The sequence below is a fragment of the Georgenia sp. Z1344 genome (assembly GCF_057652375.1).
The window spans coordinates 2,400,878-2,427,583 of record NZ_CM172728.1 but is presented as its reverse complement, the minus strand read 5'-3'; the positions used below and the strand labels follow the sequence as shown (position 1 = coordinate 2,427,583).

26 protein-coding genes and 1 tRNA gene are annotated in these 26,706 nt (G+C 70.2%); 3 read left to right on the top strand and 24 right to left on the bottom strand.

Features of this window, described 5'->3' with window-relative positions:
• Nucleotides 1–7 precede the first annotated feature (7 nt).
• The 23 genes from rpmC to AC24FB_RS10930 all read right to left on the bottom strand — a co-directional run bounded on the left by rpmC (nucleotide 8) and on the right by AC24FB_RS10930 (nucleotide 22,133).
• On the bottom strand, nucleotides 8–262 hold the full coding sequence (rpmC, locus tag AC24FB_RS11040; RefSeq protein ID WP_425713572.1) for a 50S ribosomal protein L29: 255 nt from the start codon (nucleotides 260–262) through the stop codon (nucleotides 8–10).
• On the bottom strand, nucleotides 262–681 hold the full coding sequence (rplP, locus tag AC24FB_RS11035) for a 50S ribosomal protein L16 (protein ID WP_425713573.1): 420 nt from the start codon (nucleotides 679–681) through the stop codon (nucleotides 262–264). The genes rpmC and rplP overlap by 1 nt, the downstream gene beginning before the upstream one ends.
• Before the next feature lie 2 nt (nucleotides 682–683).
• Entirely contained in the window at nucleotides 684–1,478 is a 795-nt protein-coding gene (rpsC, locus tag AC24FB_RS11030; RefSeq protein ID WP_425713574.1) for a 30S ribosomal protein S3, read from the bottom strand.
• Nucleotides 1,478–1,867, bottom strand: a complete 390-nt coding sequence (rplV, locus tag AC24FB_RS11025; RefSeq protein ID WP_425713575.1) for a 50S ribosomal protein L22 — start codon at nucleotides 1,865–1,867, stop codon at nucleotides 1,478–1,480. The genes rpsC and rplV overlap by 1 nt, the downstream gene beginning before the upstream one ends.
• A gap of 38 nt (nucleotides 1,868–1,905) precedes the next feature.
• Complete coding sequence (gene rpsS / locus AC24FB_RS11020) at nucleotides 1,906–2,187, bottom strand: 30S ribosomal protein S19 (RefSeq protein WP_425713576.1); 282 nt, start codon at nucleotides 2,185–2,187, stop codon at nucleotides 1,906–1,908.
• A 19-nt stretch (nucleotides 2,188–2,206) separates the two neighbouring features.
• Nucleotides 2,207–3,043, bottom strand: a complete 837-nt coding sequence (gene rplB, locus AC24FB_RS11015) for a 50S ribosomal protein L2 (RefSeq protein ID WP_425713577.1) — start codon at nucleotides 3,041–3,043, stop codon at nucleotides 2,207–2,209.
• A gap of 34 nt (nucleotides 3,044–3,077) precedes the next feature.
• Nucleotides 3,078–3,383, bottom strand: coding sequence for a 50S ribosomal protein L23 (rplW, locus tag AC24FB_RS11010; protein WP_425713578.1), 306 nt, complete (start codon nucleotides 3,381–3,383; stop codon nucleotides 3,078–3,080).
• Complete coding sequence (gene rplD, locus AC24FB_RS11005) at nucleotides 3,380–4,024, bottom strand: 50S ribosomal protein L4 (protein WP_425713579.1); 645 nt, start codon at nucleotides 4,022–4,024, stop codon at nucleotides 3,380–3,382. Before rplD ends, rplW begins: the two co-directional genes overlap by 4 nt.
• Before the next feature lie 2 nt (nucleotides 4,025–4,026).
• On the bottom strand, nucleotides 4,027–4,695 hold the full coding sequence (rplC, locus tag AC24FB_RS11000; protein ID WP_425713580.1) for a 50S ribosomal protein L3: 669 nt from the start codon (nucleotides 4,693–4,695) through the stop codon (nucleotides 4,027–4,029).
• Between the two features lie 11 nt (nucleotides 4,696–4,706).
• The gene (rpsJ, locus tag AC24FB_RS10995) at nucleotides 4,707–5,015 is read right to left on the bottom strand and encodes a 30S ribosomal protein S10 (RefSeq protein ID WP_019146773.1); all 309 of its coding nucleotides are present in this window, start codon (nucleotides 5,013–5,015) and stop codon (nucleotides 4,707–4,709) included.
• A gap of 448 nt (nucleotides 5,016–5,463) precedes the next feature.
• The gene (gene tuf, locus AC24FB_RS10990) at nucleotides 5,464–6,657 is read right to left on the bottom strand and encodes an elongation factor Tu (protein ID WP_425713581.1); all 1,194 of its coding nucleotides are present in this window, start codon (nucleotides 6,655–6,657) and stop codon (nucleotides 5,464–5,466) included.
• Nucleotides 6,658–6,776: 119 nt separating this feature from the next.
• Entirely contained in the window at nucleotides 6,777–8,891 is a 2,115-nt protein-coding gene (gene fusA / locus AC24FB_RS10985) for an elongation factor G (protein ID WP_425713582.1), read from the bottom strand.
• 72 nt (nucleotides 8,892–8,963) lie between these two features.
• Nucleotides 8,964–9,434, bottom strand: a complete 471-nt coding sequence (rpsG, locus tag AC24FB_RS10980) for a 30S ribosomal protein S7 (protein ID WP_425713583.1) — start codon at nucleotides 9,432–9,434, stop codon at nucleotides 8,964–8,966.
• On the bottom strand, nucleotides 9,434–9,808 hold the full coding sequence (gene rpsL, locus AC24FB_RS10975; protein ID WP_425708342.1) for a 30S ribosomal protein S12: 375 nt from the start codon (nucleotides 9,806–9,808) through the stop codon (nucleotides 9,434–9,436). The genes rpsG and rpsL overlap by 1 nt, the downstream gene beginning before the upstream one ends.
• 390 nt (nucleotides 9,809–10,198) lie before the next feature.
• Nucleotides 10,199–14,095 (bottom strand): DNA-directed RNA polymerase subunit beta', encoded by a 3,897-nt coding sequence (locus tag AC24FB_RS10970; protein ID WP_425713584.1) that lies wholly within the window; start codon nucleotides 14,093–14,095, stop codon nucleotides 10,199–10,201.
• A 57-nt stretch (nucleotides 14,096–14,152) separates the two neighbouring features.
• Nucleotides 14,153–17,650, bottom strand: coding sequence for a DNA-directed RNA polymerase subunit beta (gene rpoB / locus AC24FB_RS10965; RefSeq protein ID WP_425713585.1), 3,498 nt, complete (start codon nucleotides 17,648–17,650; stop codon nucleotides 14,153–14,155).
• A gap of 443 nt (nucleotides 17,651–18,093) precedes the next feature.
• Nucleotides 18,094–18,489 carry a 50S ribosomal protein L7/L12 gene (gene rplL, locus AC24FB_RS10960; RefSeq protein WP_425713586.1) on the bottom strand — a complete coding sequence of 132 codons (396 nt, stop codon included), beginning with the start codon at nucleotides 18,487–18,489 and terminating at the stop codon, nucleotides 18,094–18,096.
• 63 nt (nucleotides 18,490–18,552) lie between these two features.
• The gene (gene rplJ / locus AC24FB_RS10955) at nucleotides 18,553–19,077 is read right to left on the bottom strand and encodes a 50S ribosomal protein L10 (protein WP_425713587.1); all 525 of its coding nucleotides are present in this window, start codon (nucleotides 19,075–19,077) and stop codon (nucleotides 18,553–18,555) included.
• Between the two features lie 389 nt (nucleotides 19,078–19,466).
• Nucleotides 19,467–20,183, bottom strand: coding sequence for a 50S ribosomal protein L1 (rplA, locus tag AC24FB_RS10950; protein ID WP_425713588.1), 717 nt, complete (start codon nucleotides 20,181–20,183; stop codon nucleotides 19,467–19,469).
• A gap of 92 nt (nucleotides 20,184–20,275) precedes the next feature.
• A complete protein-coding gene (gene rplK, locus AC24FB_RS10945) occupies nucleotides 20,276–20,707 on the bottom strand; it encodes a 50S ribosomal protein L11 (RefSeq protein ID WP_425713589.1) in 432 nt (143 codons plus the stop codon).
• A gap of 54 nt (nucleotides 20,708–20,761) precedes the next feature.
• Nucleotides 20,762–21,616 carry a transcription termination/antitermination protein NusG gene (nusG, locus tag AC24FB_RS10940; RefSeq protein WP_425713590.1) on the bottom strand — a complete coding sequence of 285 codons (855 nt, stop codon included), beginning with the start codon at nucleotides 21,614–21,616 and terminating at the stop codon, nucleotides 20,762–20,764.
• Between the two features lie 82 nt (nucleotides 21,617–21,698).
• Nucleotides 21,699–21,950, bottom strand: coding sequence for a preprotein translocase subunit SecE (gene secE, locus AC24FB_RS10935; RefSeq protein WP_425713591.1), 252 nt, complete (start codon nucleotides 21,948–21,950; stop codon nucleotides 21,699–21,701).
• A 110-nt stretch (nucleotides 21,951–22,060) separates the two neighbouring features.
• Nucleotides 22,061–22,133 (bottom strand) — tRNA-Trp (locus AC24FB_RS10930).
• A 194-nt stretch (nucleotides 22,134–22,327) separates the two neighbouring features.
• Between AC24FB_RS10930 and AC24FB_RS10925 the strand changes: the two genes are divergently transcribed.
• The 3 genes from AC24FB_RS10925 (at nucleotide 22,328) to AC24FB_RS10915 (ending at nucleotide 26,116) form a co-directional block, all read left to right on the top strand.
• Nucleotides 22,328–23,539: a pyridoxal phosphate-dependent aminotransferase gene (locus tag AC24FB_RS10925; protein WP_425713592.1), complete on the top strand. Its 1,212-nt coding sequence runs from the start codon at nucleotides 22,328–22,330 to the stop codon at nucleotides 23,537–23,539.
• 220 nt (nucleotides 23,540–23,759) lie between these two features.
• The gene (locus tag AC24FB_RS10920) at nucleotides 23,760–25,442 is read left to right on the top strand and encodes a sensor histidine kinase (protein ID WP_425713593.1); all 1,683 of its coding nucleotides are present in this window, start codon (nucleotides 23,760–23,762) and stop codon (nucleotides 25,440–25,442) included.
• Complete coding sequence (locus tag AC24FB_RS10915) at nucleotides 25,442–26,116, top strand: response regulator transcription factor (RefSeq protein ID WP_425713594.1); 675 nt, start codon at nucleotides 25,442–25,444, stop codon at nucleotides 26,114–26,116. Before AC24FB_RS10920 ends, AC24FB_RS10915 begins: the two co-directional genes overlap by 1 nt.
• Nucleotides 26,117–26,235: 119 nt before the next feature.
• Here the strand turns inward: AC24FB_RS10915 and AC24FB_RS10910 are convergent, their stop codons facing one another.
• Complete coding sequence (locus tag AC24FB_RS10910) at nucleotides 26,236–26,634, bottom strand: hypothetical protein (protein ID WP_425713595.1); 399 nt, start codon at nucleotides 26,632–26,634, stop codon at nucleotides 26,236–26,238.
• Nucleotides 26,635–26,706 lie beyond the last annotated feature (72 nt).

Sequence of the window (26,706 nt, the reverse complement as noted above, 5' to 3'; positions counted from 1 at the left end):
TCGTCCTTCACTTCTTCTTCGTGGTCTCGGCCGGGGCCGGCGCGGTGCGCAGCCCGAGCTCGCGCTCACGCGCGATCGTGTAGATGCGCGCGATGTCCCGCTTGACGGCCTTGAGCCGGCCGTGGTCCTCGAGCTGGCCGGTGGCCGAGGAGAACCGCAGGTTGAACAGCTCGGCCTTGGCCTCGGCAAGCTTCTCGGCGAGGACCGAGTCGTCCATCTCGTCGAGCTCGATCGGCGTCAGACCCTTCGATCCGATGGCCATCAGCCCTCACCACCTTCACGCACGACGAATCGCGTCTTCATCGGGAGCTTGTGCTGCGCACGGGACATGGCCTCGCGGGCCAGGTCCTCGGGGACGCCGGCGAGCTCGAACATCACTCGGCCCGGCTTGACGTTGGACACCCACCACTCGACGGAGCCCTTGCCGGACCCCATGCGGGTCTCGGCCGGCTTCTTCGTGAGCGGGCGGTCCGGGAAGATGTTCACCCACACCTTGCCGCCACGCTTGACGTGACGGGTCATGGCGATACGGGCGGCCTCGATCTGCCGGTTGGTCACGTAGGCGTGCTCGAGGGCCTGGATGCCGTAGTCACCGAACGAGATGGTGGTGCCACCCGTCGCGGTGCCCCGGCGCCCGGGGTGGTGCTGCTTGCGGTGCTTGGTCCGCCTGGGGATGAGCATGCTCAGGCCTCCGTCGTGGGCGTAGCGGGCGCCGCGGGGGCACCCTCGGTGGCGGCCGGGGCGGGCCGCGAGTCCCGGCGCGGGCCACGGCCACCGCCGCGTCCCTGACGGGGACCGCGCTGCGAGCCGGCGTCGGCCTCCTGGCGGGCGAACTCCTTCTCGGTGACGTCGCCCTTGTAGATCCAGACCTTGACGCCGATGCGGCCGAAGGTCGTGCGGGCCTCGAAGAAGCCGTAGTCGATGTTCGCGCGGAGCGTGTGCAGGGGCACCCGGCCCTCGCGGTAGAACTCCGAGCGCGACATCTCCGCACCGCCGAGGCGGCCGGCGCACTGCACACGGATGCCCTTGGCGCCCGCGCGCTGGGCGGACTGCATGCCCTTGCGCATGGCGCGGCGGAACGAGACGCGCGAGGCGAGCTGCTCGGCGATGCCCTGGGCCACCAGCTGCGCGTCCATCTCGGGGTTCTTCACCTCGAGGATGTTGAGCTGGACCTGCTTGCCCGTGAGCTTCTCGAGGTCGCCGCGCAGGCGGTCGGCCTCGGCGCCGCGGCGGCCGATGACGATGCCCGGTCGCGCGGTGTGGAGGTCGATGCGGACGCGGTCGCGCGTGCGCTCGATGTCCACCTTGGAGATGCCGGCGCGCTCGAGGCCGCGGGACATCAGCTTGCGCACCTCGACGTCCTCGCGGACGTAGTCGCGGTAGCGCTGCCCCTCCTTGGTCGAGTCGGCGAACCAGCGCGAACGGTGGTCGGTGGTGATGCCGAGCCGGAAACCGGTCGGGTTGACCTTCTGACCCACTAGTTGGTCCCTCCCTTGCTTCCGGCGCCCGCGGGCACCTCGGACTCGTCGCCGACGACGACGGTGATGTGGCTCGTCCGCTTGAGCACCCGGGCGGCGCGCCCCTGGGCGCGCGGCCGGAACCGCTTCATGGTCGGACCCTCGTCGACGTACGCCTCGAGCACGCGGAGCTCGCCCGCGTCGAAGCGCTCGCCGTCGCGGTCGGCCACCACACGTGCGTTGGCGATCGCCGACTCGAGCACCTTGCGGACGGTCTCCGCCGCCGCCTGGGGGGCGAACCGGAGCACGTCCACGGCCTCCTCGGCGCGCTTGCCGCGGACCACGTCCACGATGCGGCGTGCCTTCATGGGCGTCACGCGAACGAATCGCGCCTGCGCCTTGGCTTCCATGTCTCTGCCTTACCTCTGCTGGTCGTCGGGCGCGCGCCTCAGCGGCGGCGGCCCTTCCGGTCGTCCTTGTCGTGCCCGCGGTAGGTACGCGTCGGGGCGAACTCCCCGAGCTTGTGACCAACCATCGCCTCGGTGACGAACACCGGGACGTGCTTGCGGCCGTCGTGCACGGCGAAGGTGTGGCCCAGGAAGTCGGGGGTGATGACCGACCGGCGGGACCAGGTCTTGATGACGTTCTTCGAGCCCTTCTCGTTGGCGACGTCCACCTTCTTCTGCAGGTGGTCGTCGACGAAGGGGCCCTTCTTCAGGCTGCGTGGCATCTCGTCAGTGCTCCTTGGCTCAGCGCTTCTTGCCGGTCCGGCGACGACGCACGATCAGCTTGTCGCTGGGCTTGTTCGGACGGCGGGTACGGCCCTCGGGCTGCCCCCACGGGCTCACCGGGTGGCGACCGCCGGAGGTCTTGCCCTCACCACCGCCGTGCGGGTGGTCGACCGGGTTCATCACGACGCCGCGGACGGTCGGGCGCTTGCCCTTCCACCGCATGCGGCCGGCCTTGCCCCAGCTGATGTTCGACTGCTCGGCGTTGCCGACCTCGCCGATCGTGGCGCGGCAACGCGCGTCCACCCGACGGATCTCGCCCGACGGCATGCGCAGGGCGGCGTAGATCCCCTCCTTCGCGAGGAGCTGGACCGACGAGCCGGCCGAGCGGGCGATCTTCGCGCCGCCACCGGGGCGGAGCTCGATCGCGTGCACGGTCGTACCGACAGGGATGTTGCGGAGCTGGAGCGAGTTGCCCGGCTTGATGTCCGCGCCCGGGCCGGCCTCGACCGTGTCGCCCTGGCTCAGCCGCGTCGGCGCGAGGATGTAGCGCTTCTCGCCGTCGGCGTAGTGCAGCAGCGCGATGCGCGCGGTGCGGTTCGGGTCGTACTCGATGTGCGCGACCGTGGCCGGCACCCCGTCCTTGTCGTGACGACGGAAGTCGATGACGCGGTACGCGCGCTTGTGGCCGCCACCCTTGTGCCGGGTGGTGATCCGACCGGAGGAGTTGCGGCCCCCGGACTTGCTGAGCGGGCGGACGAGCGACTTCTCCGGCGTGGAGCGCGTGATCTCGACGAAGTCGGCCACGCTCGAGCCGCGACGGCCCGGGGTGGTCGGCTTGTACTTACGGATTCCCATGTTCTGGTTCCCTCGATCCCAATCCGACCGGCGGTCAGCCGGCCACCTCACCGAAGATGTCGATGGTCCCGGAGCGCAGGGTGACGATGGCGCGCTTGGTGTCCTTGCGCTTGCCCATGCCGTTGCGCGTGCGACGGGTCTTGCCCGCCCGGTTGATCGTGTTGACGGACGAGACCTTCACGTCGAAGATCTGCTCGATCGCCTGCTTGATCTCGGTCTTGTTCGATCGGGGGTCCACCTCGAAGGTGTACTTGCCCTGGTCGATGAGGTTGTAGCTCTTCTCCGACACGATGGGTCGGACGATGACGTCGCGGGGGTTCTTCACGGCCTCGAGGCTCACTTCGACTCCTCCTCGTCCGCGCGCGTGCCGACGAGAGCGTCGAGCGCCGCGGAGGTGAACACGACGTCGTCGTTGACGAGGACGTCGTACGTGTTGAGCTGGTCGACCCACAGGACGTGGACCTCGGCGAGGTTGCGCACGGAGAGTGCGGCCACCTCGTCGGTGCGCGTGAGCACCACGAGCGCGCGGCGCGAGCCGGCGAGGCTCGTGAGCGTCGCGCGGGCGGCGCGCGTCGACGGGGTGTCACCCTCGACGAGCGAGGAGACCACGTGGACGCGGCCGGCGCGGGCCCGGTCGGACAGGGCGCCACGCAGGGCGGCGGCCTTCATCTTCTTCGGGGTGCGCTGGCTGTAGTCGCGCGGCTGCGGTCCGTGGACCACGCCACCGCCGGCGAACTGCGGGGCGCGGGTCGAACCCTGACGGGCACGGCCCGTGCCCTTCTGCTTGTACGGCTTCTTGCCACCGCCGCGGACGTCGCCGCGGGTCTTGGTGGCGTGGGTGCCCTGGCGGGCCGCCGCGAGCTGCGCGACGACGACCTGGTGCATGAGGGCCGTGTTGGCCTGCACGTCGAAGACCTCGGCGGGGAGGTCCGCGGTGCCGGTCTTCTTGCCGGTGGCGTCGATGACGTCGATGGCGGTCATGGTCAGGCCCCCTTCGCGGCGGAGCGGACGACGACGAGGCCGCCCTTGGGACCGGGGACCGCGCCGGCGATCAGCAGAACGCCGTGCTCGAGGTCCACGGCGTGGACGGTGAGGTTCTGGACCGTGCGCCGGGCGACGCCCATGCGGCCGGCCATCTTCTGGCCGCGGAACACGCGGCCGGGGGTCGCGGCGCCGCCGATCGACCCGGGCTTGCGGTGGTTGCGGTGCGCACCGTGCGAGGCGGAGACACCGGCGAAGCCGTGCCGCTTCATGACGCCCGCGAGACCCTTGCCCTTGGTCGTGCCGACGACGTCGACGCGCTGGCCGGTCTCGAAGGTGGAGCCGTCGAGCTCCTGGCCGACCGAGTACTCCTCGGCGTCGGCGGTGCGCAGCTCGGTGACGTGCCGGCGAGGGGTGACCCCGGCGGCGTCGAAGCGCTTGCGCAGCGGCTGGGTCACGCGTCGCGGGTCGATCTCGCCGTAGGCGATCTGGACGGCGGTGTAGCCGTCGCGCTCGACCGTGCGGATCTGGGTCACGACGTTGGTGTCCACCTTGACGGCGGTCACGGGGACGAGGAGCCCGTCCTCGTCCCACACCTGGGTCATGCCGAGCTTGGTGCCGAGGAGACCCTTGACGGTGGCCCCGGCTGTCTGCTGGGAAGTGGTGGTCATGGCGTCGTTCCTCAGAGCTTGATCTCGATGTTGACGTCCGCCGGCAGGTCGAGCCGCATGAGCGAGTCGACGGCCTTCGGCGTCGGGTCGATGATGTCGATGAGCCGCTTGTGCGTGCGCATCTCGAAGTGCTCGCGGCTGTCCTTGTACTTGTGGGGCGACCGGATGACGACGAAGACGTTCTTCTCCGTCGGCAGCGGCACCGGGCCCACGACCGTCGCACCAGCGCGCGTCACCGTGTCGACGATCTTGCGCGCCGAGCTGTCGATGACCTCGTGGTCGTAGGACTTGAGCCGGATGCGGATCTTCTGTCCCGCCATGGCGTCGTCATACCTCTCTCGTACCCTTGCGTCGGCCGACCCCCGCGCCCGGGCGTGTCGCACTTCGCGCACGTCCGGCCCGAGCGACCCGTGTGGGCCTGACCGTTGGATGCTTACCGTCGCGGGCCTCGCGCCCACGCCCCGCACTCCCGGACCTCGGTCCGTGCGTGCCGGCCTGCGGCATGCCGGGCGTACCCGGTCTCCGCAACGTCTGCCCGTCGTAGGTTGGAGTGCCTGCGACGGTCGGTGCACGCCTGGGCGCGCACCCGTGTCCGACCGACAACGTTACCAGCGCACGACCACGGCCGGAACCCCGGGTGGACCGCTCGCCGTGTGAGGCTCCGCACCAGGTCACCGGCCGCTCCCCCGACGTCGGACATGCGTGAGGGCCCGGCCTCCCTCGCGGGAGACCGGGCCCTCACGGTGCGCCGGCCGGAGCCGGCTCAGATCACTTGAGGATCTTGACGACGCGGCCGGAGCCGACGGTGCGGCCACCCTCGCGGATGGCGAAGCCGAGGCCCTCCTCCATCGCGATGGGCTGGATGAGGTCGACCGTCATCTCGGTGTTGTCGCCCGGCATGACCATCTCGGTGCCCTCGGGCAGCTGGATGACGCCGGTGACGTCCGTGGTGCGGAAGTAGAACTGCGGGCGGTAGTTCGAGTAGAACGGGTTGTGGCGGCCACCCTCGTCCTTGCCGAGGATGTAGACCTGCGCCTCGAACTGCGTGTGCGGCGTGATCGACCCGGGCTTGCAGACGACCTGGCCGCGCTCGACGTCCTCGCGCTTGGTGCCGCGCAGGAGGAGACCGACGTTCTCGCCGGCGTCCGCGGTGTCGAGCAGCTTGCGGAACATCTCGATGCCCGTGACCGTGGTGGTCTGCTTGTTCTCCTGGATGCCGACGATCTCGACGTCCTCGTTGACCTTGAGCTGACCACGCTCGACACGGCCGGTGACGACCGTGCCACGACCGGTGATCGTGAAGACGTCCTCGATGGGCATGAGGAACGGCTTCTCGATGTCGCGGACCGGGTCCGGGACGTTCTCGTCGACGGCGGCCATGAGGTCCTGGACCGACTTGACCCACTGCTCGTCGCCCTCGAGCGCCTTGAGCGCCGAGACGCGCACGACGGGGGCGTCGTCGCCGGGGAACTCCTGGTCCGAGAGGAGCTCACGGACCTCCATCTCGACGAGCTCGAGGAGGTCCTCGTCGTCGACCATGTCGGACTTGTTGAGCGCCACGAGGAGGTAGGGCACACCGACCTGACGGGCGAGCAGCACGTGCTCACGCGTCTGGGCCATCGGGCCGTCGGTCGCCGCGACCACGAGGATCGCGCCGTCCATCTGCGCCGCACCGGTGATCATGTTCTTCACGTAGTCGGCGTGACCAGGGGCGTCGACGTGCGCGTAGTGGCGCTTCTCCGTCTGGTACTCGACGTGCGAGACGTTGATCGTGATGCCGCGCTGACGCTCCTCGGGAGCGTTGTCGACCTGATCGAACGGCGTGAAGTCGTTGAGGTCCGGGTACTGGTCCGCCAGAACCTTCGAGATCGCCGCGGTCAGCGTCGTCTTACCGTGGTCGACGTGACCGATCGTGCCGATGTTGACGTGCGGCTTGGTCCGCTCGAACTTGGCCTTAGCCACTGTGGTGTCCTCCTGGGACTCGGGTAGTTGTCTGTCTGGCGAGAACCGGATGCCCACGCCAGGGGCAGATGGATCCTACGGGTCGGTCGGGTGTGGTGCTGGGGTGCGGCCCGTGGGACCTACTCGCCCCGGGTCTTCTTGACGATCTCCTCAGCGACGTTCCGAGGAACCTCGGCGTAGCTGTGGAACTGCATCGAGTACACCGCGCGACCCTGGGTCTTCGACCGCAGGTCCCCGACGTACCCGAACATCTCGGACAGCGGCACGAGCGCCCGGACGACCTTGACGCCGGTGGCGTCCTCCATCGACTGGATCATGCCACGCCGCGAGTTGATGTCGCCGACGACGTCGCCCATGTACTCGGCGGGCGTACGCACCTCGACGTCCATCGTCGGCTCGAGAAGGACGGGGTCCGCCTTCTTCACGCCCTCCTTGAGGGCCATCGAGCCGGCGATCTTGAAGGCCATCTCCGAGGAGTCGACGTCGTGGTACGCGCCGTCGAGCAGGGTGGCCTTGATGCCCACGAGCGGGTAGCCCGCGACGACGCCGCCCTGCATGGCGTCCTGGATACCGGCGTCGACCGACGGGATGTACTCCCGCGGGACGCGACCACCGGTGACCGCGTTGGCGAACTCGTAGAGCTCGCCGTCCTCGGTGTCCAGCGGCTCGAACGAGACCTGGACCTTCGCGAACTGGCCGGAGCCACCGGTCTGCTTCTTGTGCGTGTAGTCGACCTTGTCGACCGTGCGGCGGATCGTCTCGCGGTAGGCGACCATCGGCGCACCGACGTTGGCCTCGACGCGGAACTCACGCTTCATGCGGTCGACGAGGACGTCGAGGTGGAGCTCGCCCATGCCGCCGATGACCGTCTGACCGGTCTCGTCGTCGAGGCGGACCGTGAACGTCGGGTCCTCCTCGGCGAGCTTCTGGATCGCCGTGCCGAGCTTCTCCTGGTCGCCCTTGGTCTTGGGCTCGATCGCGACGTGGATGACCGGCTCCGGGAAAGTCATCGACTCGAGCACGACCGGGTCGTTGACGTCGGAGAGCGTGTCGCCCGTCGCGGTGTCCTTGAGGCCGATGACCGCGTAGATGTGCCCGGCGCCGATCTCCTCGACCGGGTTCTCCTTGTTGGCGTGCATCTGGAAGATCTTCCCGATGCGCTCCTTCTTGCCCTTGGTCGAGTTGAGGACGGGCGAACCGGACTTGATCGTCCCGGAGTACACGCGGATGTAGGTCAGCCGGCCGAAGAACGGGTGCACGGCGATCTTGAACGCGAGCGCGGCGAACGGCTCCGACGTGTCGGCGTGCCGCTCGATGACCTTCTCCTCGTCCTTCGGGTCGGTGCCCGGGATCGCGGGGACGTCGAGCGGGCTGGGCAGGTAGTCCACGACCGCGTCGAGCATCGGCTGCACGCCGCGGTTCTTGAACGCCGAGCCGCACAGGACCGGGTAGACCTCGGAGTTGACCGTGAGCTTGCGGATGCCCGCCTTGAGCTCCTCGATCGTCAGCTCCTCGCCCTCGAAGAACTTCTCCATGAGGGTCTCGTCCGACTCCGCGACGGCCTCGACGAGCTCGGCGCGGTACTGCTCCGCCTTCTCGCGGAGGTCGGCCGGGATCTCCTGGGTCTCGTAGCTCGCACCGAGCGTGGTGTCGCCCTTGGAGTCCGCCGGCCACACGAGGGCCTTCATCTGGAGCAGGTCGACGACGCCGATGAAGTCGTTCTCCGCGCCGATCGGGAGCTGGAGGACGAGCGGCTTGGCGCCGAGCCGGTTGACGATCGTGTCGACGGTGAAGTAGAAGTCCGCGCCGAGCTTGTCCATCTTGTTGACGAAGCAGATGCGGGGGACGTCGTACTTGTCCGCCTGGCGCCACACCGTCTCCGACTGGGGCTCCACGCCCTCCTTGCCGTCGAAGACCGCGACCGCGCCGTCGAGCACGCGCAGCGAGCGCTCGACCTCGACCGTGAAGTCGACGTGGCCGGGCGTGTCGATGATGTTGATCTGGTTGGTGTCCCAGAAGCACGTGACCGCGGCGGACGTGATGGTGATGCCGCGCTCCTGCTCCTGCTCCATCCAGTCGGTCGTCGACGCGCCGTCGTGGGTCTCACCGAGCTTGTGGTTGACGCCCGTGTAGAAGAGGATCCGCTCGGTCGTCGTCGTCTTGCCGGCGTCGATGTGCGCCATGATGCCGATGTTGCGGACCTTGGTCAGGTCGGTCATGACGTCAGTTGCCACGTCGCGTTCTCCTCGTGAGGTTCGGTGTCGGTCGGTCGGCGAACGCGGCCGGGTCGCCCCGGCCGCGCTCGGTCACCAGCGGTAGTGCGCGAAGGCGCGGTTGGCCTCGGCCATCTTGTGGATGTCCTCGCGACGCTTGACCGCCGCACCGAGCCCGTTGGAGGCGTCGAGGATCTCGTTCATCAGGCGCTCGGTCATCGTCTTCTCGCGGCGGGCGCGGGCGTAGTCGACGAGCCAGCGCAGGGCCAGCGTGGTGGACCGGGAGGGGCGAACCTCGACCGGCACCTGGTAGGTGGAGCCACCCACGCGCCGCGAGCGCACCTCGAGCGAGGGGCGCACGTTGTCCATGGCGCGCTTGAGCACGGCCGTGGGGTCGCCCTCGGTCTTGCCGCGGACGCCCTCGAGGGCGCCGTAGACGATCCGCTCGGCGGTGGACTTCTTGCCGTCGAGGAGCACGCGGTTGACGAGCTGCGTGACGATGGTCGAGCCGTAGACCGGGTCGACGACGACGGGACGCTTCGGGGCAGGGCCCTTACGAGGCATTACTTCTTCTCCTTCTTGGCGCCGTAGCGGCTCCGGGCCTGCTTGCGGTTCTTCACGCCCTGCGTGTCGAGCGCGCCGCGCACGATCTTGTAGCGGACGCCGGGGAGGTCCTTCACACGACCGCCGCGGACGAGCACCATCGAGTGCTCCTGGAGGTTGTGCCCCACGCCCGGGATGTAGGCGGTGACCTCGATGCCGCTCGAGAGGCGGACGCGCGCCACCTTCCGCAGGGCCGAGTTCGGCTTCTTCGGGGTGGTCGTGTACACGCGGGTGCACACGCCACGGCGCTGCGGGCTCCCCTTGAGGGCCGGCGTGCTCGAGGAGCTCGACTTGACCGACCGGCCCTTGCGGACCAGCTGCTGGATCGTGGGCACTACTTCTCCGTCTCGTTGCTGCAATCGTTGCGACTGCCTCGGGTCGATCTGTTGCTCGGCACCTCGCGCTCGGGCGTGGCGCACCAGGGTGACGCCGACCGGCCGAACGAGGCCGTGGTGACGTCTCCGGGCGGTCCGCCTGAAGGTCCTGCGTCGCCGGCCGCTGGTCGTGGACCGGGCAGGTGACGTGCGCGCGGGAGCCCGATCGGTCCGGGCACCGCCGTCCAGAGTAGCGGCCGCCAGTTTCCGGCGTCAAAGGACCGGGGTCGCCGAAGTGGTGTGATGAGACACGTCGACGTCGGCGGGGGTGGCGCCGGCCCCGACGATCTGCTCGTCGGGGCCGGCGCCGGGTGGCAGGGGGCGCGGGAGAGCGTCGCTCCCCCGCGGTCCTCAGCGGAACTCGGGGTAGGTCTCGCCGCCGTAGGCGGAGAAGTCGATCTCGTCGAGCAGGACGGGCTCGCCCGCACGGCTCCCGACGAAGTCGAGCTCGGAGTACCCCAGCTCGGTGAAGGCCATCTGGCGCGCCTCCTCCGTGGGCTCCACGACCACGTCGTGGTAGCGCGGCAGGCCCGTCCCCGCGGGGATGAGCTTACCGAGGATGACGTTCTCCTTGAGGCCCAGCAGCGGGTCGCGCCGACCGCTCATGGCCGCCTCGGTCAGCACCTTGGTGGTCTCCTGGAAGGAGGCCGCCGAGAGCCACGAGTCGGTGGCGAGCGACGCCTTGGTGATGCCCATGAGCTCGGGCCGGCCGGCGGCCGGCTTCCCGCCCTCGGACACCACGCGACGGTTCTCGTCGTTGAACGCGGCCCGGTCGATGAGCTCGCCCGGCAGGAGCCGGGTCTCGCCCGAGTCGAGCACGGTCACGCGACGCAGCATCTGCCGCACGATGACCTCGATGTGCTTGTCGTGGATGTCCACGCCCTGCGAGCGGTAGACCTCCTGGACCTGCGCGACGAGGTGCTCCTGGGTCCGCCTGGGACCGAGGATGCGCAGCACGGCCTTGGGGTCGACGGCGCCGAACACGATCTGGTCGCCGACGGCGATGTGCTGGCCGTCCTCGACGAGCAGGCGCGACCGCTTGGAGACCGGGTAGACCACGTCCTCCTGGCCGTCGTCGCGGGTCACCCGGATCGAGCGGCCCTTGTCCGTGTCCTCGATCGTCACCCGACCGGCGGCCTCGGAGATCGGGGCCTCGCCCTTGGGCGTGCGGGCCTCGAAGAGCTCCTGGACACGGGGCAGACCCTGGGTGATGTCGTCGGCCGAGGCCGCACCACCGGTGTGGAAGGTCCGCATGGTCAGCTGCGTGCCGGGCTCGCCGATCGACTGGGCGGCGATGATGCCCACGGCCTCGCCGATGTCGACGAGCTTGCCGGTGGCCAGCGAACGGCCGTAGCACTTCTGGCAGGTGCCGACGCGGGACTCGCACGTGAGCACCGACCGGACCTTGACCTCGGTGACGCCGGCCTCGACCAGCTGCCCGATGAGAACGTCGCCGACGTCGTCGCCCGCGCTCGCGAGGACGGTGCCGTCCTCCGCGGTGACGTCCGCGGCGAGCGACCGCGCGTAGGCCGAGGTCTCGACGGTGTCGTCGAGGACGAGGCCCTCGCCGGAGGCGGACGGCACGCCGATCGTCACGGGGAGGCCGCCGCGGGTGCCGCAGTCGGCCTCGCGGACGATGACGTCCTGCGACACGTCGACGAGCCGACGGGTGAGGTAGCCGGAGTCCGCGGTCCGCAGGGCGGTGTCCGCGAGACCCTTGCGGGCGCCGTGCGTGGCGATGAAGTACTCGAGGACCGACAGGCCCTCGCGGTAGTTCGACTTGATCGGGCGCGGGATGATCTCGCCCTTCGGGTCGGCCACGAGGCCACGCATGCCGGCGATCTGGCGCACCTGCATCCAGTTGCCTCGCGCGCCGGAGGACACCATGCGGAACACGGTGTTGTCCTTCGGGAAGTTCGCGCGCATCGCGTCCGCGACCGCGTCGGTCGCGTCGCCCCAGATGTCGATGAGCTCCTGGCGGCGCTCGTCGTCGGTGATCAGACCCATGTCGTACTGGTCCTGGATCGCCTCGGCCTTCGCCTCGTGCTCCTCGAGGATCCCCGCCTTGGCCTCGGGGGCTACGACGTCGGAGATCGCGATGGTCACGCCCGAGCGGGACGCCCAGCGGAAGCCGGCCTCCTTGAGCGCGTCGAGGCTCGCCGCGACGTCGACCTTGGGGTAGCGCTCCGCCAGGTCGTTGACGAGGCGGCCGAGCCGCTTCTTGTCCACGACCTCGTCGATGAACGGGTAGTCCACCGGCAGCAGCTCGTTGAAGAGCGTGCGGCCGAGCGTGGTGCGCAGCACGACGGGCTCGCCCGCCGCCGCGGCCGCGGCCTGCTCGTGCCCCTCGGGCAGGACGAGGTCGGTGAAGCGGATCGACACCTGGGCGCCGAGCTCGAGCTCACCGTTGTCCATCGCGAGGATCGCCTCGGCCACCGAGGAGAAGTACCGGCCGGCGCCCGTGCCCTCGTCGAGCTCGGTCGTCAGGTGGAACAGGCCGATGATCATGTCCTGGCTGGGCATGGTCACCGGACGGCCGTCGCTCGGCTTGAGGATGTTGTTGCTCGACAGCATGAGGATGCGGGCCTCGGCCTGCGACTCCGCCGACAGGGGCAGGTGGACCGCCATCTGGTCACCGTCGAAGTCGGCGTTGAACGCGCCGCAGACGAGCGGGTGCAGCTGGATGGCCTTGCCCTCGACGAGCTGCGGCTCGAACGCCTGGATGCCGAGCCGGTGCAGCGTGGGCGCGCGGTTGAGCAGCACGGGGTGCTCGCGGATGACCTCGTCGAGGACGTCCCACACCTGCGTGCGCTGGCGCTCGACCATGCGCTTGGCGGCCTTGATGTTCTGGGCGTGGTTGAGCTCGACCAGACGCTTCATGACGAACGGCTTGAACAGCTCGAGCGCCATCTGCTTGGGCAGGCCGCACTGGTGGAGCTTGAGGGTCGGGCCCACGACGATGACGCTTCGGCCCGAGTAGTCCACGCGCTTGCCGAGCAGGTTCTGACGGAACCGGCCCTGCTTGCCCTTGAGCATGTCCGAGATCGACTTGAGCGCCCGGTTGCCGGGGCCCGTGACCGGGCGGCCACGACGACCGTTGTCGAAGAGCGCGTCCACCGACTCCTGGAGCATGCGCTTCTCGTTGTTGACGATGATCTCCGGCGCACCGAGGTCGAGCAGCCGCTTGAGGCGGTTGTTCCGGTTGATGACGCGGCGGTAGAGGTCGTTGAGGTCCGAGGTCGCGAACCGGCCACCGTCGAGCTGGACCATCGGCCGCAGGTCCGGCGGGATGACCGGGACGCAGTCGAGGACCATGCCGAGCGGCGAGTTGCCGGTCGTGAGGAACGCGTTGACGACCTTGAGGCGCTTGAGGGCGCGGGTCTTGCGCTGACCGGTGCCGCCGGCGATGGTCTCGCGCAGCGACTCGGCCTCGGCCTCGAGGTCGAACGTCTCCAGGCGCTTCTGGATCGCCGTGGCGCCCATCGAGCCCTTGAAGTAGATGCCGAAGCGGGCGTTCATCTCGCGGTAGAGCGACTCGTCGCCCTCGAGGTCACCGACCTTGAGCGACTTGAAGCGGTCCCAGACCTTCTCCAGGCGCTCGATCTCGCCGTCGCCCTTGCGCCGGATCTGGTTCGCCTCGCGCTCGGCGGACTTGCGGACCTTGTCCCGCGCGGAGGACTCGGTGCCCGCGGCCTCGAGCTCGGCGAGGTCGGCCTCGAGCTTCTGCAGGCGCTGCTCGACCGCGAGGTCACGAGCCTTGGTCAGCTCGGACTTCTCGAGGTCGACCTCGTTCTGCAGGGTCGTCTGGTCCTCGTGACGACCGTCCTCGTCGACCTCCGTGATCATGTACGCCGCGAAGTAGATGACCTTCTCGAGGTCCTTCGGGGCGAGGTCGAGCAGGTAGCCGAGGCGCGACGGGACGCCCTTGAAGTACCAGATGTGCGTGACGGGGGCCGCCAGCTCGATGTGGCCCATCCGCTCGCGGCGGACCTTGGAGCGGGTGACCTCGACGCCGCAGCGCTCGCAGATGATGCCCTTGTAGCGCACCCGCTTGTACTTGCCGCAGTTGCACTCCCAGTCCCGGGTGGGACCGAAGATCTTCTCGCAGAACAGGCCGTCCTTCTCCGGCTTGAGCGTGCGGTAGTTGATCGTCTCCGGCTTCTTGACCTCGCCGTGCGACCACTCGCGCACATCGCCGGCGGTGGCCAGGGAGATGTGGAGCTGGTCAAACAGATTGACGTCGAGCAACGTGTCCTACTTCCTTCAGTTCAGGTAGCGCTCGTGCGGATGCCGCTGCGCGGCGGGTCAGAGCTCGTCGACGCTCGAGGCGTCGGGGCGGCGGGAGAGGTCGATGCCGAGCTCCTCGGCCGCGCGGTACACCTCGTCGTCGGAGTCCTTGAGGTCGATGAGCGAGCCGGACGAGTCCAGCGCCTCGACGTTCAGGCACAGCGAGCGCATCTCCTGGATGAGCACGCGGAAGGACTCCGGGATGCCCGGCTCGGGGATGTTCTCGCCCTTGACGATGGCCTCGTAGACCTTGACGCGTCCTGTGACGTCGTCCGACTTGATCGTCAGCAGCTCCTGCAGGGCGTGCGCGGCGCCGTACGCCTCGAGCGCCCACACCTCCATCTCGCCGAACCGCTGGCCACCGAACTGGGCCTTACCGCCCAGGGGCTGCTGCGTGATCATCGAGTAGGGGCCCGTCGAGCGCGCGTGGATCTTGTCGTCGACCAGGTGGTGCAGCTTGAGGATGTACATGTAGCCGACCGAGATGGGCTCGGGGAACGGCTCGCCGGAGCGCCCGTCGAACAGGCGCGCCTTCCCGTTCGGGGCGACGACGCGCTCGCCGTCCCGGTTGGGCAGCGTGTGTGCGAGCAGCCCCTGGAGCTCCTCCTGCTGGAGCCCGTCGAACACCGGGGTCGCCACGGTCGAGCCGGGCTCGGCACGGTGCACGTGCTCGGGCAGGCTCTTCGTCCACTCCTCCGCGGCCTTGACCGCCTCGGAGATGTCCCAGCCGTTCGCGGCCGCCCAGCCCAGGTGCAGCTCGAGGACCTGGCCGACGTTCATGCGGCCGGGGACACCGAGCGGGTTGAGGATGACGTCGACCGGCGTGCCGTCCGGCAGGAAGGGCATGTCCTCGACGGGGAGGATCTTCGAGATGACGCCCTTGTTGCCGTGGCGGCCGGCGAGCTTGTCGCCGTCCGTGATCTTGCGGCGCTGCGCGATGTAGACGCGCACCTGCTGCTTGACGCCCGGGGGCAGCTCGTCGTCGTCCTCCGTGAACTCGCGGACGCCGATGACGATGCCCGACTCGCCGTGGGGCACCTTGAGCGAGGTGTCGCGCACCTCGCGCGCCTTCTCGCCGAAGATCGCGCGGAGGAGGCGTTCCTCCGACGTCAGCTCGGTCTCACCCTTGGGCGTGACCTTGCCGACGAGGACGTCGCCGGCGCTGACCTCGGCGCCGATGCGGATGATGCCGCGCTCGTCGAGGTCCGCGAGGATCTCCTCGGAGACGTTGGGGAGGTCACGGGTGATCTCCTCCGCGCCGAGCTTCGTCTCGCGGGCGTCGACCTCGTGCTCCTCGATGTGGATCGAGGTGAGCATGTCGTCCGTGACGACACGCTGCGACATGATGATCGCGTCCTCGTAGTTGTAGCCCTCCCACGACATGAACGCGACGAGGAGGTTGCGCCCGAGAGCCAGCTCGCCGTCGTCGGTCGACGGGCCGTCCGCGAGGACGGAGCCGATCTCGACCCGCTCCCCCTCGTTCACCAGCACACGCTGGTTGTAGGAGTTGCCCTGGTTCGACCGGTTGAACTTCATGATCCGGTGCGTGAAGCTCGAGCCGTCGTCGGCAAGCACGACCACCGAGTCGGCGGAGACCTCGGTGACGACGCCCGCGACCTGCGAGGTGACGACGTCGCCCGCGTCGACCGCGGCCCGACGCTCCATGCCGGTGCCCACCAGCGGCGCCTCGGCGCGGATGAGCGGGACCGCCTGACGCTGCATGTTGGCGCCCATGAGCGCGCGGTTGGCGTCGTCGTGCTCGAGGAACGGGATCATCGCCGTGCCGACGGAGACCATCTGGCGCGCGGACACGTCCATGAACGCGATCTCCGCGGGCTCGACGAGCGCCGGCTCGCCGCCCGGGGTGCGGCACAGGACGCGCTCCTCGACGAACGTGCCGTCCTCGTTCAGCGGGGCCGACGCCTGGGCGATCGTGTGCCGGTCCTCGTCGTCCGCCGTGACGTACTCGATCTCGCCGGTGACGCGACCGTCCTTGACCTGGCGGTACGGGGTCTCGACGAAGCCGAAGGGGTTGATGCGCGCGAAGGTCGCGAGCGAGCCGATGAGGCCGATGTTCGGGCCCTCAGGGGTCTCGATCGGGCACATGCGGCCGTAGTGCGAGGGGTGGACGTCACGGACCTCCATGCCGGCGCGGTCGCGCGACAGACCTCCGGGGCCCAGCGCCGAGAGCCGGCGCTTGTGGGTGAGGCCCGACAGGGGGTTGTTCTGGTCCATGAACTGCGACAGCTGGCTGGTGCCGAAGAACTCCTTGATGGAGGCGACGACCGGCCGGATGTTGATGAGCGTCTGCGGCGTGATGGCCTCGACGTCCTGCGTGGTCATCCGCTCGCGCACGACGCGCTCCATCCGCGACAGGCCGGTGCGGACCTGGTTCTGGATGAGTTCGCCGACGGCGCGGATGCGACGGTTGCCGAAGTGGTCGATGTCGTCCGTCTCGACGCGGACGTCGACCTTCTCGCCCTCGCGGGTGCCCGGCAGCGTCTCGACACCCTTGTGCAGGGCGAGGATGAACCGGATCGTCGACACGATGTCCTGCACGCGCAGGAGGGACTCCCCCGGCGGGGTCGTCATGCCGAGCTTCTTGTTGATCTTGTACCGACCGACCTTCGCGAGGTCGTAGCGCTTGTGCGCGAAGTAGTAGGAGTCGAGCAGGTTGCGGCCGGCCTCGACCGTGGGCGGCTCGCCCGGACGGATCTTGCGGTAGATGTCGAGGAGCGCCTCGTCCTGGGTCTTGACCGTGTCCTTCTCGAGCGACTCGAGCAGGACCGGGTAGTCCTCGAAGTGGCCGCGGATCTCGGACTCGGTGAGGCCGAGCGCGCGCAGGAAGACCGTGACCGACTGCTTGCGCTTGCGGTCGATGCGCACGCCGATGGCGTCACGCTTGTCGATCTCGAACTCGAGCCAGGCACCGCGGGAGGGGATGACCTTCGCCGTGAAGATATCCTTGTCCGACGTCTTGTCGGGGGTGCGCTCGAAGTAGACGCCCGGCGAGCGGACGAGCTGGCTGACGACGACGCGCTCGGTGCCGTTGATGATGAACGTGCCGCGGTCGGTCATGAGCGGGAAGTCGCCCATGAAGACCGTCTGCGACTTGATCTCGCCGGTCGTGTTGTTCATGAACTCCGCCGTGACGAAGAGCGGAGCGGCGTAGGTGAGGTCCTTCTCCTTGCACTCCTCGGCGGTGTACTTCGCGGGCTCGAAGCGGTGGTCGCGGAACGACAGCGACATGGACTCCGAGAAGTCCTCGATGGGCGAGATCTCCTCGAAGATCTCCTCCAGGCCCGAGATGGTGTGGGTCGACCCGTCGGGGTTCGCCTCGAGCCGGGCGCTCCAGGCGTCGTTGCCCAGGAGCCAGTCGAAGCTCTCGGTCTGCAGGCCGAGCAGGTCTGGCGCCTGCATCGGCTCGTAGATCTTGGCGAACGACAGCCTGGGCGACGCGAGGCGCTTCGCGACGAGGTCGGCGGACGGGGCGGCAGAGGTGCGCGAGGCAGCCAAAGGGGGTCCTTCCCTGCGGAGAGGTGTGCACGCGGCGCGCGTCGACTTCCGTGTCATGCCTCCGGAGTGACGCGCCTGGTGGCGCGGCTCGGGGTGACCAGGGCACATCGGTGCTCGGATGGGTGGAGGCAGGGCAGGCGTCGGCTAACGCAAGTGTCCACCTTACACACGGCTCCGTGTCCCGTCCAGACGCGCGCACCCGAGGGTGCCCGTGATCCCGCACTCACCGACGTGAGCCCGTGAGACCCGTCGGGCGTCCTTGCCCGGCCGGACCGGCCACCCGTGGGCGACCGCGACCAGTGTAGGGCACGCGTGCACGCGTCGCGCCAGACCTGCGGCCCGAGCGCCCGGCGTGTCCCGACGCAGGAACGGCTCGAGGCCGGGACCCGTACGGGTCCCGGCCTCGGGCCGGTGGATCGGGGCGCCCCCTCAGGGGGCGACGATCACTTGATGGTGACGGTGGCGCCGGCCGACTCGACCTGCTCCTTGGCCTTCTCGGCGGCCTCCTTGTCGACACCCTCGAGGATGGCCTTGGGGGCGGCGTCGACCAGGTCCTTGGCCTCCTTGAGGCCCAGCGACGTGAGCGCGCGCACCTCCTTGATGACCGCAACCTTCTTGTCGCCGACGGACTCGAGGACGACGTCGAACGAGTCCTGCTCGGCGGCGGCGTCCGCGCCGGCGTCGCCGCCGGCAGCGGCGGGGGCGGCACCCGCGACGGCGACCGGCGCGGCCGCGACGACGTCGAAGGTCTCCTCGAACTGCTTGACGAACTCCGAGAGCTCGATGAGCGTGAGCTCCTTGAACGCCTCGATGAGCTCGTCGGTGGTGAGCTTGGCCATGGTGGCTTTCCTTCCGTTTCGGTCCTGCTACGCGAGCAGAGGTGGGGTGTACTGCCGGGGCTCTCAGGCCTCGGCTGCTGCCTGCTTCTCGCGCAGGGCGTCGATGGTGCGGGCGGCCTGGGTGGCCGGCGCGGTGAACATGTAGGCCGCCTGGAACAGCGCGGCCTTGAAGGCACCCGCCGCCTTGCCCAGGAGGACCTCGCGGGACTCGAGGCTCGCGAGCGTGGTGACGTCGTCCGCGGACAGCTGGTTGCCGTCGAGGACACCGCCCTTGATGACGAGCTGCTCGTTGTCCTTGGCGAAGTCGCGCAGCGCCTTCGCGGTCTCCGAGACCTCGCCGTGGACGAACGTGATCGCCGTCGGGCCCGTGAGGGACTCACGGTCGATCTCGACGCCGGCCTGCTTCGCGGCGATCGCCGCGAGGGTGTTCTTCGCGACGACGTAGCGTGCCGAGCCCGCGAGCGAGCGGCGCAGCTCCTTGAGCTGGGCGACCGACATGCCGCGGTACTCGGTGAGCAGCACCGCCTGAGCCTCGCGGAAGCCCTGCTCGAGCTCGGCGATGGCCTCGGTCTTGTCCGGCCTTGCCATGAGCCCTCCTTCCGATATGGGACCGTCGGGTGTCCGCACATGGAAAGAGCCCCGCGCGCAGACGGCACGGGGCTCGGGGGCATCACGGGATGCTTCGGCTTCGTAGCTCGCCTGCGCCGGCTCCACCTGGGTGGACTTCGATCCGGGGCAGGTACCCCGCATGACCGACGGTCTGTGGCGTCGTCCATGGTAGCGGCAGGCGGGGGCCGGCGGACCCCCCGCCCGGCGTGGGCCTGCTCACCTCCCGGCCCGCAGGCGGCCGGGTGGGCGGGCGGCCTGCGGTCGTGCGGTGCCGCCCGCCCCGGGGCACGCTGCGCCGCGTGCTCCTGACGACGCCGCGGGCCCGGCCCCCACGGGGGGACCGGGCCCGCGAAGCGGTCAGCGTGACGTCAGGAGGCGTCCTCGGAGGTGAGGTTGCGCGTCTTGGTGGCGTCGAGCGGGATGCCCGGGCCCATCGTCGTGCTCATCGTGGCCTTGGTGATGTAGCGGCCCTTCGAGCTGCCCGGCTTGAGGCGGAGGACCTCCTCCTGGGCGGCGGCGTAGTTCTCGACCAGCTTGGTCTCGTCGAAGGACGCCTTGCCGATGACGAAGTGCAGGTTCGCGTGCTTGTCGACGCGGAACTCGATCCGACCGCCCTTGATGTCGTTGACGGCCTTGGCCACGTCCATCGTGACCGTGCCGGTCTTCGGGTTCGGCATGAGGCCACGGGGACCGAGCACGCGGCCGAGGCGGCCGACCTTGCCCATGAGGTCCGGGGTGGCGATCGCCGAGTCGAAGTCGGTGTACCCGCCGGCGACCTTCTCGATGAGCTCGTCGCCGCCGACCTCGTCGGCCCCGGCATCGATGGCCTGCTGCGCACGGTCGCCGACGGCGAAGACCAGGACCCGGGCGGTCTTGCCGGTTCCGTGCGGGAGGTTGACGGTGCCGCGGACCATCTGGTCCGCCTTGCGGGGGTCGACACCGAGGCGGAAGACGACCTCGACGGTCTGGTCGAAGCCGGTGCTCGCACCCTCCTTGGCCAGGCGCACGGCCTGGAGCGGGGCGTAGAGCTCGCCGTCGTGGATCTTCTCGGCTGCCTTGCGGTAGTTCTTGCTGCGCGTGGTCATGCTGCTTCTCCTGTGCTGGTACGTGAGCAGTCGTGGTCGGTCGGGCCCACGCCGGGCCCTGCCACTACGCCGCGGTCGCGGCGTCTGCGGGGTCAGCCGTCGACGGTGATCCCCATGGAGCGGGCCGTGCCCGCGATGATCTTCTCGGCGGCCTCGATGTCGTTCGCGTTGAGGTCCTCCGCCTTGGTGCGGGCGATCTCCTGGACCTGCTCGCGGGAGATCGACGCGACCTTGTCGGTGTGCGGGGTCGAGGACCCCTTCTGCACGCCGGCGGCCTTCTTGATGAGCTCCGCGGCGGGCGGCGTCTTCGTGATGAACGTGAACGAGCGGTCCTCGTACACGGTGATCTCGACGGGCACGACGTTGCCGCGCTGCGACTCGGTCGCGGCGTTGTACGCCTTGCAGAACTCCATGATGTTGACGCCGTGCTGACCCAGGGCGGGTCCGATCGGCGGCGCGGGGGTGGCTGCTCCGGCCTGGATCTGGAGCTTGATGTAGCCGGAGATCTTCTTCTTGGGAGGCATTCGGGTCCTTCGGTGTGTGGTTCCACGCCCGCGGCGGCGACCGCGGGCCGTCCCCTAGGCCTTGGTGACCTGGGAGAACGAGAGCTCGACCGGGGTCTCCCGGCCGAAGATGCTGACGAGCACCTGCAGCTTCCGGCTCTCCACGTGGATCTCGGAGATGGTGGCCGGCAGGGTCTCGAACGGACCGTCGGTGACGGTGACCGTCTCGCCGATCTCGTAGTCGACGAGGACGGGGACGGCCTCGCCCTGGGGCGTGGCGGTCTCGCCGGGGGTCTCGACGGCGCCCGCGGCGGGCTGCGCGAAGGAGACGTTGAGCATGGAGATCGCCTCGTCGAGGGTGAGCGGCATCGGGTCGTGCGCGTTGCCCACGAAACCGGTGACGCCCGGCGTGTGACGGACGACGCCCCACGACTCGTCGGTCAGCTCCATGCGGACCAGCGTGTAGCCGGGGATCCGCACGCGGTTGACCATCTTGCGCTGGCCGTTCTTGATCTCGGCCACGTCCTCGGTCGGCACCTCGACCTGGAAGATGTGGTCCTCCATGTTCTGGGTCGTGATGCGGTGCTCGAGGTTGGCCTTCACGCGCTTCTCGAAGCCCGCGTAGGTGTGCACGACGTACCAGTCGCCCGGGAGCATCCGCATCTCGAGGCGGTACGCGGCCTCGGGGTCGGCCTCAGGGGCGTCGGCCTCAGGGGCGTCGGCCTCGGCGTCCGGGGCGCCCGCCCCGGGTGCGTCCGTCCCGGCGTCGTCGGGCTCGCCCCGCTCGTCGGCGGGGGTCGCCTCCTGGTCGACGGCGGTGTCCGCCTCGGCGCCCGGGTCGGCGCCGTCAGGGGTCGACCCGGCAGCCTCGGCGGTGACGCCGAGGTCGTCGGTCGACGTGCTGTCGTCGCCCTGGAAGTCCACAGACACGAGGGAACATCCTCCTTGGATGTGTCGGTCGCGCGACCGGTCGGTCACGCGAGATTCACGGCCCGGGGGCCCGGCGATCGGCTCAGCCGAACGTCCACAGCGCGAGCTGGCCGAACACGAGGTCCAGCACGCCGACGATCGCCATCATCACGAGGACGAAGAGCACGACGACGAAGAAGTACGTGATGAGCTCGCGACGGGTGGGGCGCACCACCTTGCGCAGCTCGGCGAAGACCTGCCGGATGAAGCGCGCGATGCGGGCGAACAGCCCCCTGCGGGGCTCGACCTCCGACTTGCGCCCGGAGCCGCCCTCGGCGGCCGTCGTCTCGCTCACGTCTACCTGTCCCTCGCCTGTCGCCGGTGGCCCGCTCCCGGCAGGGTGCGGGCACGCCCACCATCGGTGGGTCGGGCCCGACGGCTGTGATCGTCCTGCGCCGTCAGGTGCAGGGCAGGAGGGACTCGAACCCTCAACCGCCGGTTTTGGAGACCGGTGCGCTGCCAATTGCGCCACTGCCCTTCGGCGGAGACTGCAGCCGTGCGGGCACGGGTGAGTCTGCGGTTCGTCACCGCCGATGGACCATAGTACGCACCGCGAGGGGTGGGGTCGACCGAGGTGCGGAAGGTCACGCGTCACACCGTGCACGACCGGACCGGTCCCGGGACGTGGGCCGGCACGAGACGCGGCGCACGCCTCGTGCCACGATGGTCGTCGTGACCGAGACAGCCGAGACCCGTCCCCGCATCTCCGCCCGACTCGCCGGCATCGCCGAGTCCGCGACGCTCGCCGTCGACGCCAAGGCCAAGGCGCTCAAGGCCGCCGGCCGGCCCGTCATCGGCCTGGGCGCCGGCGAACCCGACTTCCCGACGCCGAGCTACATCGTCGACGCGGCCGTCGCCGCCGCCCAGGACCCGGTCAACCACCGCTACTCCCCCGCCGGCGGCCTGCCCGTCCTCAAGGAGGCGATCGCGGCCAAGACGCTGCGCGACTCCGGCTACGAGATCTCGCCCGGCAGTGTCCTCGTGACGAACGGCGGCAAGCAGGCCGTCTTCCAGGCGTTCGCGTCGATCGTCGACCCGGGCGACGAGGTGCTCCTTCCCTCGCCGTACTGGACCACGTACCCCGAGGCCATCACCCTCGCCGGGGGCGTCCCGGTCGCGGTGTTCGCCGGGGCCGAGCGCGGCTACAAGGTGGACGTCGACCTCCTCGAGGCCGCGCGGTCGAACCGCACGAAGGTCCTCGTCCTGTGCTCGCCGTCGAACCCGACGGGTGCCGTCTACACGCCGGAGGAGACCGAGCGGATCGGCCGCTGGGCGCTCGAGCACGGCATCTGGGTGGTCACCGACGAGATCTACGAGCACCTCGTCTACGGCGACGCCGAGTTCACGCCCGTCCTGCGCGTGGTCCCCGAGCTGGCCGACACCACCATCGTCCTCAACGGTGTCGCCAAGACCTACGCGATGACCGGCTGGCGGGTGGGCTGGCTCGTGGGCCCCACCGACGTGGTCAAGGCCGCGACGAACTTCCAGTCGCACCTCACCTCCAACGTCGCGAACGTGAGCCAGCGCGCCGCGCTCGCCGCCGTCTCGGGCGACCTGTCCGCGGTCGCGGACATGCGCACCGCGTTCGACCGTCGCCGTCGGCTCGTCGTGGACCTCCTGCGCGGGATCGACGGGGTCGAGGTGCCCGAGCCGAAGGGCGCGTTCTACGCCTACCCGTCGGTCGAGGGCCTTCTCGGCCGGACCTTCCGCGGTCGGACGCCGCAGACGTCTGCCGAGCTCGCCGCGCTCGTCCTCGAGGAGGTCGAGGTCGCGGTCGTGCCCGGCGAGGCGTTCGGTCCCTCGGGCTTCCTGCGCCTGAGCTACGCCACGTCCGACGAGAACCTCACCGAGGCCGTGGGCCGCATGGCCGAGCTGCTCGGCTGACCCCACGCCCCGCAGCACCCGACGGGCCCGGCGCACGAGCGCCGGGCCCGTCGTCGTCCCGGCCCGCACGCGGAGCCCGCCGCACGGACGGCCGGTGCCGCCGGCCGCGGAGCCCGCCCGTCATGTGAGCGCCCCCTCCCGACTCTCATCTCCGCCTCATGCGGGTCGCGGACACTACCGTGGGGCGGGCCGCGCCGGGCGGCCCCGAAGGAGGCGCGACGTGAGTGGACGCGAGGGCGGCACCCGCCCGCGGTTCGTCGCCGCGTCGCGCGACACCGTCGCCCGTGACGCCGCCTCGCGTGCCGCGGTCGCCTCCGCCCCCACGCCCGACGACGCCACGACCACGACGCCGGACGGATCGTCCGCGCCTCCCCCGGCCCACCGACCCTGGTACCGCCGCAGCACGGTGCGCGCGACGATCATCCGCACGGTGCTCATGCTCACCGGGCTCACGCTCCTGCTCGTGGGGAGCACCGCGGTCTGGCTCGAGCGTGGCCGCGTCCTGGACTCGGTCGACGCCACCCTCACGCGCACCACGCAGGAGATGGCCGGCCTGCTGAGCGACGGACAGAGCGTCGACGCCGAGGACGGGATCTCCGGGGCGATCTGGACCGCGATGTCCTCGGAGGTCCCCGCCGACAACGAGGGCGCGATGGGCTTCGTCGGGACGGACGCGCGCTGGTGGCAACCCGGCGGGCTCGACATGGGTGCCGACACCGAGCTCATCGCGGAGCTCACCGAGGCGGTCGAGCGGGGTGAGGGCACGATCAGCTCGGTGACGACGTCGATGTCGACCTACCGCTACGCGCTGCTCCCGGTGACCGTCGACGACGGCTCGGACCCGTCGGGCGCCCCGACGTCGGGCGCCGTGGTCATCGCGTTCGACATGGACGCCGAGCTCGCACCGGTGTGGGCGTCCGCGCGCACCTACCTCGTGGTGTCCGTGGTCTCGATGCTCGTCGTCGGCCTCGTCGCCTGGGTCGTCTCGGGCCGTCTCCTCGCCCCGCTGCGCGAGCTGCGATCCACGGCCGAGCGGATCACGGAGACCGACCTGTCCGGTCGCATCGAGGTCCACGGCTCGGACGACGTGGCCGACCTCGCCCGCACGGTCAACGCGATGCTCGCCCGCCTCGAGGCGTCGTTCCACTCCCAGCGCCGCCTCCTCGACGACGCCGGTCACGAGCTCCGGACTCCCATCACCATCGTCCGCGGCCACCTCGAGCTGATGGATCCCACGGACGCCGACGACGCACGGCAGACCCGCGAGCTGACGATCTCCGAGCTCGACCGGATGCACCGGCTCGCGGACGACCTCGTCATGCTGGCCAGGGCGGACGGTCCGGCGTTCGTCCAGCCGGGGCCGACGGACCTCGGGCCCCTCCTCGACAACGCGCTCGACCAGGTCCGCCAGCTCGGCGACCGGCGGTTCGTCGTCGACGCCCGGCTCGAGGCGGAGGCCGTCGTCGACGGTCAGCGCCTGACCCAGGCCCTCATCCAGCTCGCCGCGAACGCCGTGAAGTTCTCGGAGGACGGCTCGACGGTCGCGCTCGGGAGCGCCGCCGAGGCGGGACGGCTGCACCTGTGGGTCCGCGACGAGGGCCGCGGCATCGCGCGGGAGGACCAGCGGCGGATATTCGAGCGGTTCGAGCGGACGAACCGGCCCGGCGAGGCGCGCACGGAGGGCAGCGGCCTCGGCCTGGCGATCGTCTCGGCGATCGCCGAGGCGCACGGCGGTCGGGTCGACGTCGACTCCACGCCCGGTCGCGGCTCGATCTTCCTCCTCGACCTGCCGGCGCGGTCGCTCGCGCTGGACCACGACGTCCCGCTGGACGCACCCGACGGCGACGGACCCGGCGAGCTGCCGGCGGACGCGTCGGACGACGAGAAGATCAGGAGCAGGTAGTGGCACAGATCCTCATCATCGAGGACGAGGTCGGCATCGCCTCGTTCGTCACCAAGGGCCTGACGGCGGCCGGACACCAGTCCACCGCCGTCACCACGGGCAAGGAGGGCCTCGACCACGCCCGCACGAGCGGGTACGACCTCGTGGTCCTCGACGTCGGGCTGCCGGACATCGACGGCTTCCAGGTCCTGCAGACGCTGCGCGGCGAGGGGCACACGCTGCCGGTCATCATGCTGACGGCGCGGTCCTCGGTCGACGACACGGTGACCGGGCTCGATTCCGGGGCCGACGACTACATGCCCAAGCCGTTCCGGTTCGAGGAGCTGCTCGCCCGCGTGCGGCTCAGGCTGCGCTCCGCCCAGCAGACGAGCTCCGGCGCCGACCCCACCCAGCTCCAGGTCGCCGACCTCTCGCTCGACGTGCGCACGCGTCAGGCGACCGTGGCGGGGCGGACCGTCGATCTCTCGGCGCGCGAGTTCTCCCTGCTGGAGACCTTCATCCTGCACCCCGGGCAGGTGCTCTCTCGCGAGCAGATCCTCTCGCGCGTGTGGGGCTACGACTTCGACCCCGGCTCCAACGTCGTCGACGTGTACGTGCGCTACCTGCGCAAGAAGATCGGCGCCGAGCGGATCCAGACGGTCCCGCGCATGGGCTACCGGCTCGTCACCGGCTGACCGGGATCGCGCTCACCCGCACTCTCGACGGGAACGGGCCACGCTCACCCGCGCTCTCGACCGGGACGGGAGTCGACGGAGCGGGTCAGTCGCCGGAGCGGGTCAGTCGACGGAGCGGGTCAGTCGCCGGAGTCGGCGCTCTCGGCGGACACCGGGGAGGCCGGCGAGTCGGGGCTCTCGACCGGCGCCGGGCGGGGCGCCGGCACGGGCGCCGGAGCCGGCGCGGGGGCCGGAGCCGGGGCGGGAGCGGGGGCAGGCGCCGGAGCGGGCTCGGGAGAGGCGGCGGTGACGGCGCTGCGCTCGGGCGGCACGGTCGTCGCCTCGTCGGTCGTGGGCTCCTCCGTGGTGGGCTCCTCGGTGGTCGGCTCCTCCGTCGTCGGCGACTCGGCCTCGTCGGTCCCGCCCGAGGGCGAGACACGCGCCGGGGGGATGGTCACGGAGTCCACCGTCTCGTCGTCGGGGTCGGCGCTGGCGAGCACCGTGCCACCGGCGACGGCGATCGCCGACAACGTGCCCACCGCGATCCACGAGCCCCTCGAACGCATCCTCCGCCGCCTCCCGGTCAGGTCGTCCTCACGCCGGCGCCGCGC

Coding starts and splice junctions, on each gene's coding strand:
- rpmC (WP_425713572.1), bottom strand. CDS start 262: ATGGCCATCGGATCGAAGGGTCTGACGCCGATCGAGCTCGACGAGATG.
- rplP (WP_425713573.1), bottom strand. CDS start 681: ATGCTCATCCCCAGGCGGACCAAGCACCGCAAGCAGCACCACCCCGGG.
- rplV (WP_425713575.1), bottom strand. CDS start 1,867: ATGGAAGCCAAGGCGCAGGCGCGATTCGTTCGCGTGACGCCCATGAAG.
- rpsS (WP_425713576.1), bottom strand. CDS start 2,187: ATGCCACGCAGCCTGAAGAAGGGCCCCTTCGTCGACGACCACCTGCAG.
- rplB (WP_425713577.1), bottom strand. CDS start 3,043: ATGGGAATCCGTAAGTACAAGCCGACCACCCCGGGCCGTCGCGGCTCG.
- rplD (WP_425713579.1), bottom strand. CDS start 4,024: ATGACCGCCATCGACGTCATCGACGCCACCGGCAAGAAGACCGGCACC.
- rplC (WP_425713580.1), bottom strand. CDS start 4,695: ATGACCACCACTTCCCAGCAGACAGCCGGGGCCACCGTCAAGGGTCTC.
- rpsJ (WP_019146773.1), bottom strand. CDS start 5,015: ATGGCGGGACAGAAGATCCGCATCCGGCTCAAGTCCTACGACCACGAG.
- rpsG (WP_425713583.1), bottom strand. CDS start 9,434: ATGCCTCGTAAGGGCCCTGCCCCGAAGCGTCCCGTCGTCGTCGACCCG.
- rplL (WP_425713586.1), bottom strand. CDS start 18,489: ATGGCCAAGCTCACCACCGACGAGCTCATCGAGGCGTTCAAGGAGCTC.
- rplJ (WP_425713587.1), bottom strand. CDS start 19,077: ATGGCAAGGCCGGACAAGACCGAGGCCATCGCCGAGCTCGAGCAGGGC.
- rplA (WP_425713588.1), bottom strand. CDS start 20,183: ATGACCACGCGCAGCAAGAACTACCGCAAGGCAGCCGAGAAGATCCAC.
- rplK (WP_425713589.1), bottom strand. CDS start 20,707: ATGCCTCCCAAGAAGAAGATCTCCGGCTACATCAAGCTCCAGATCCAG.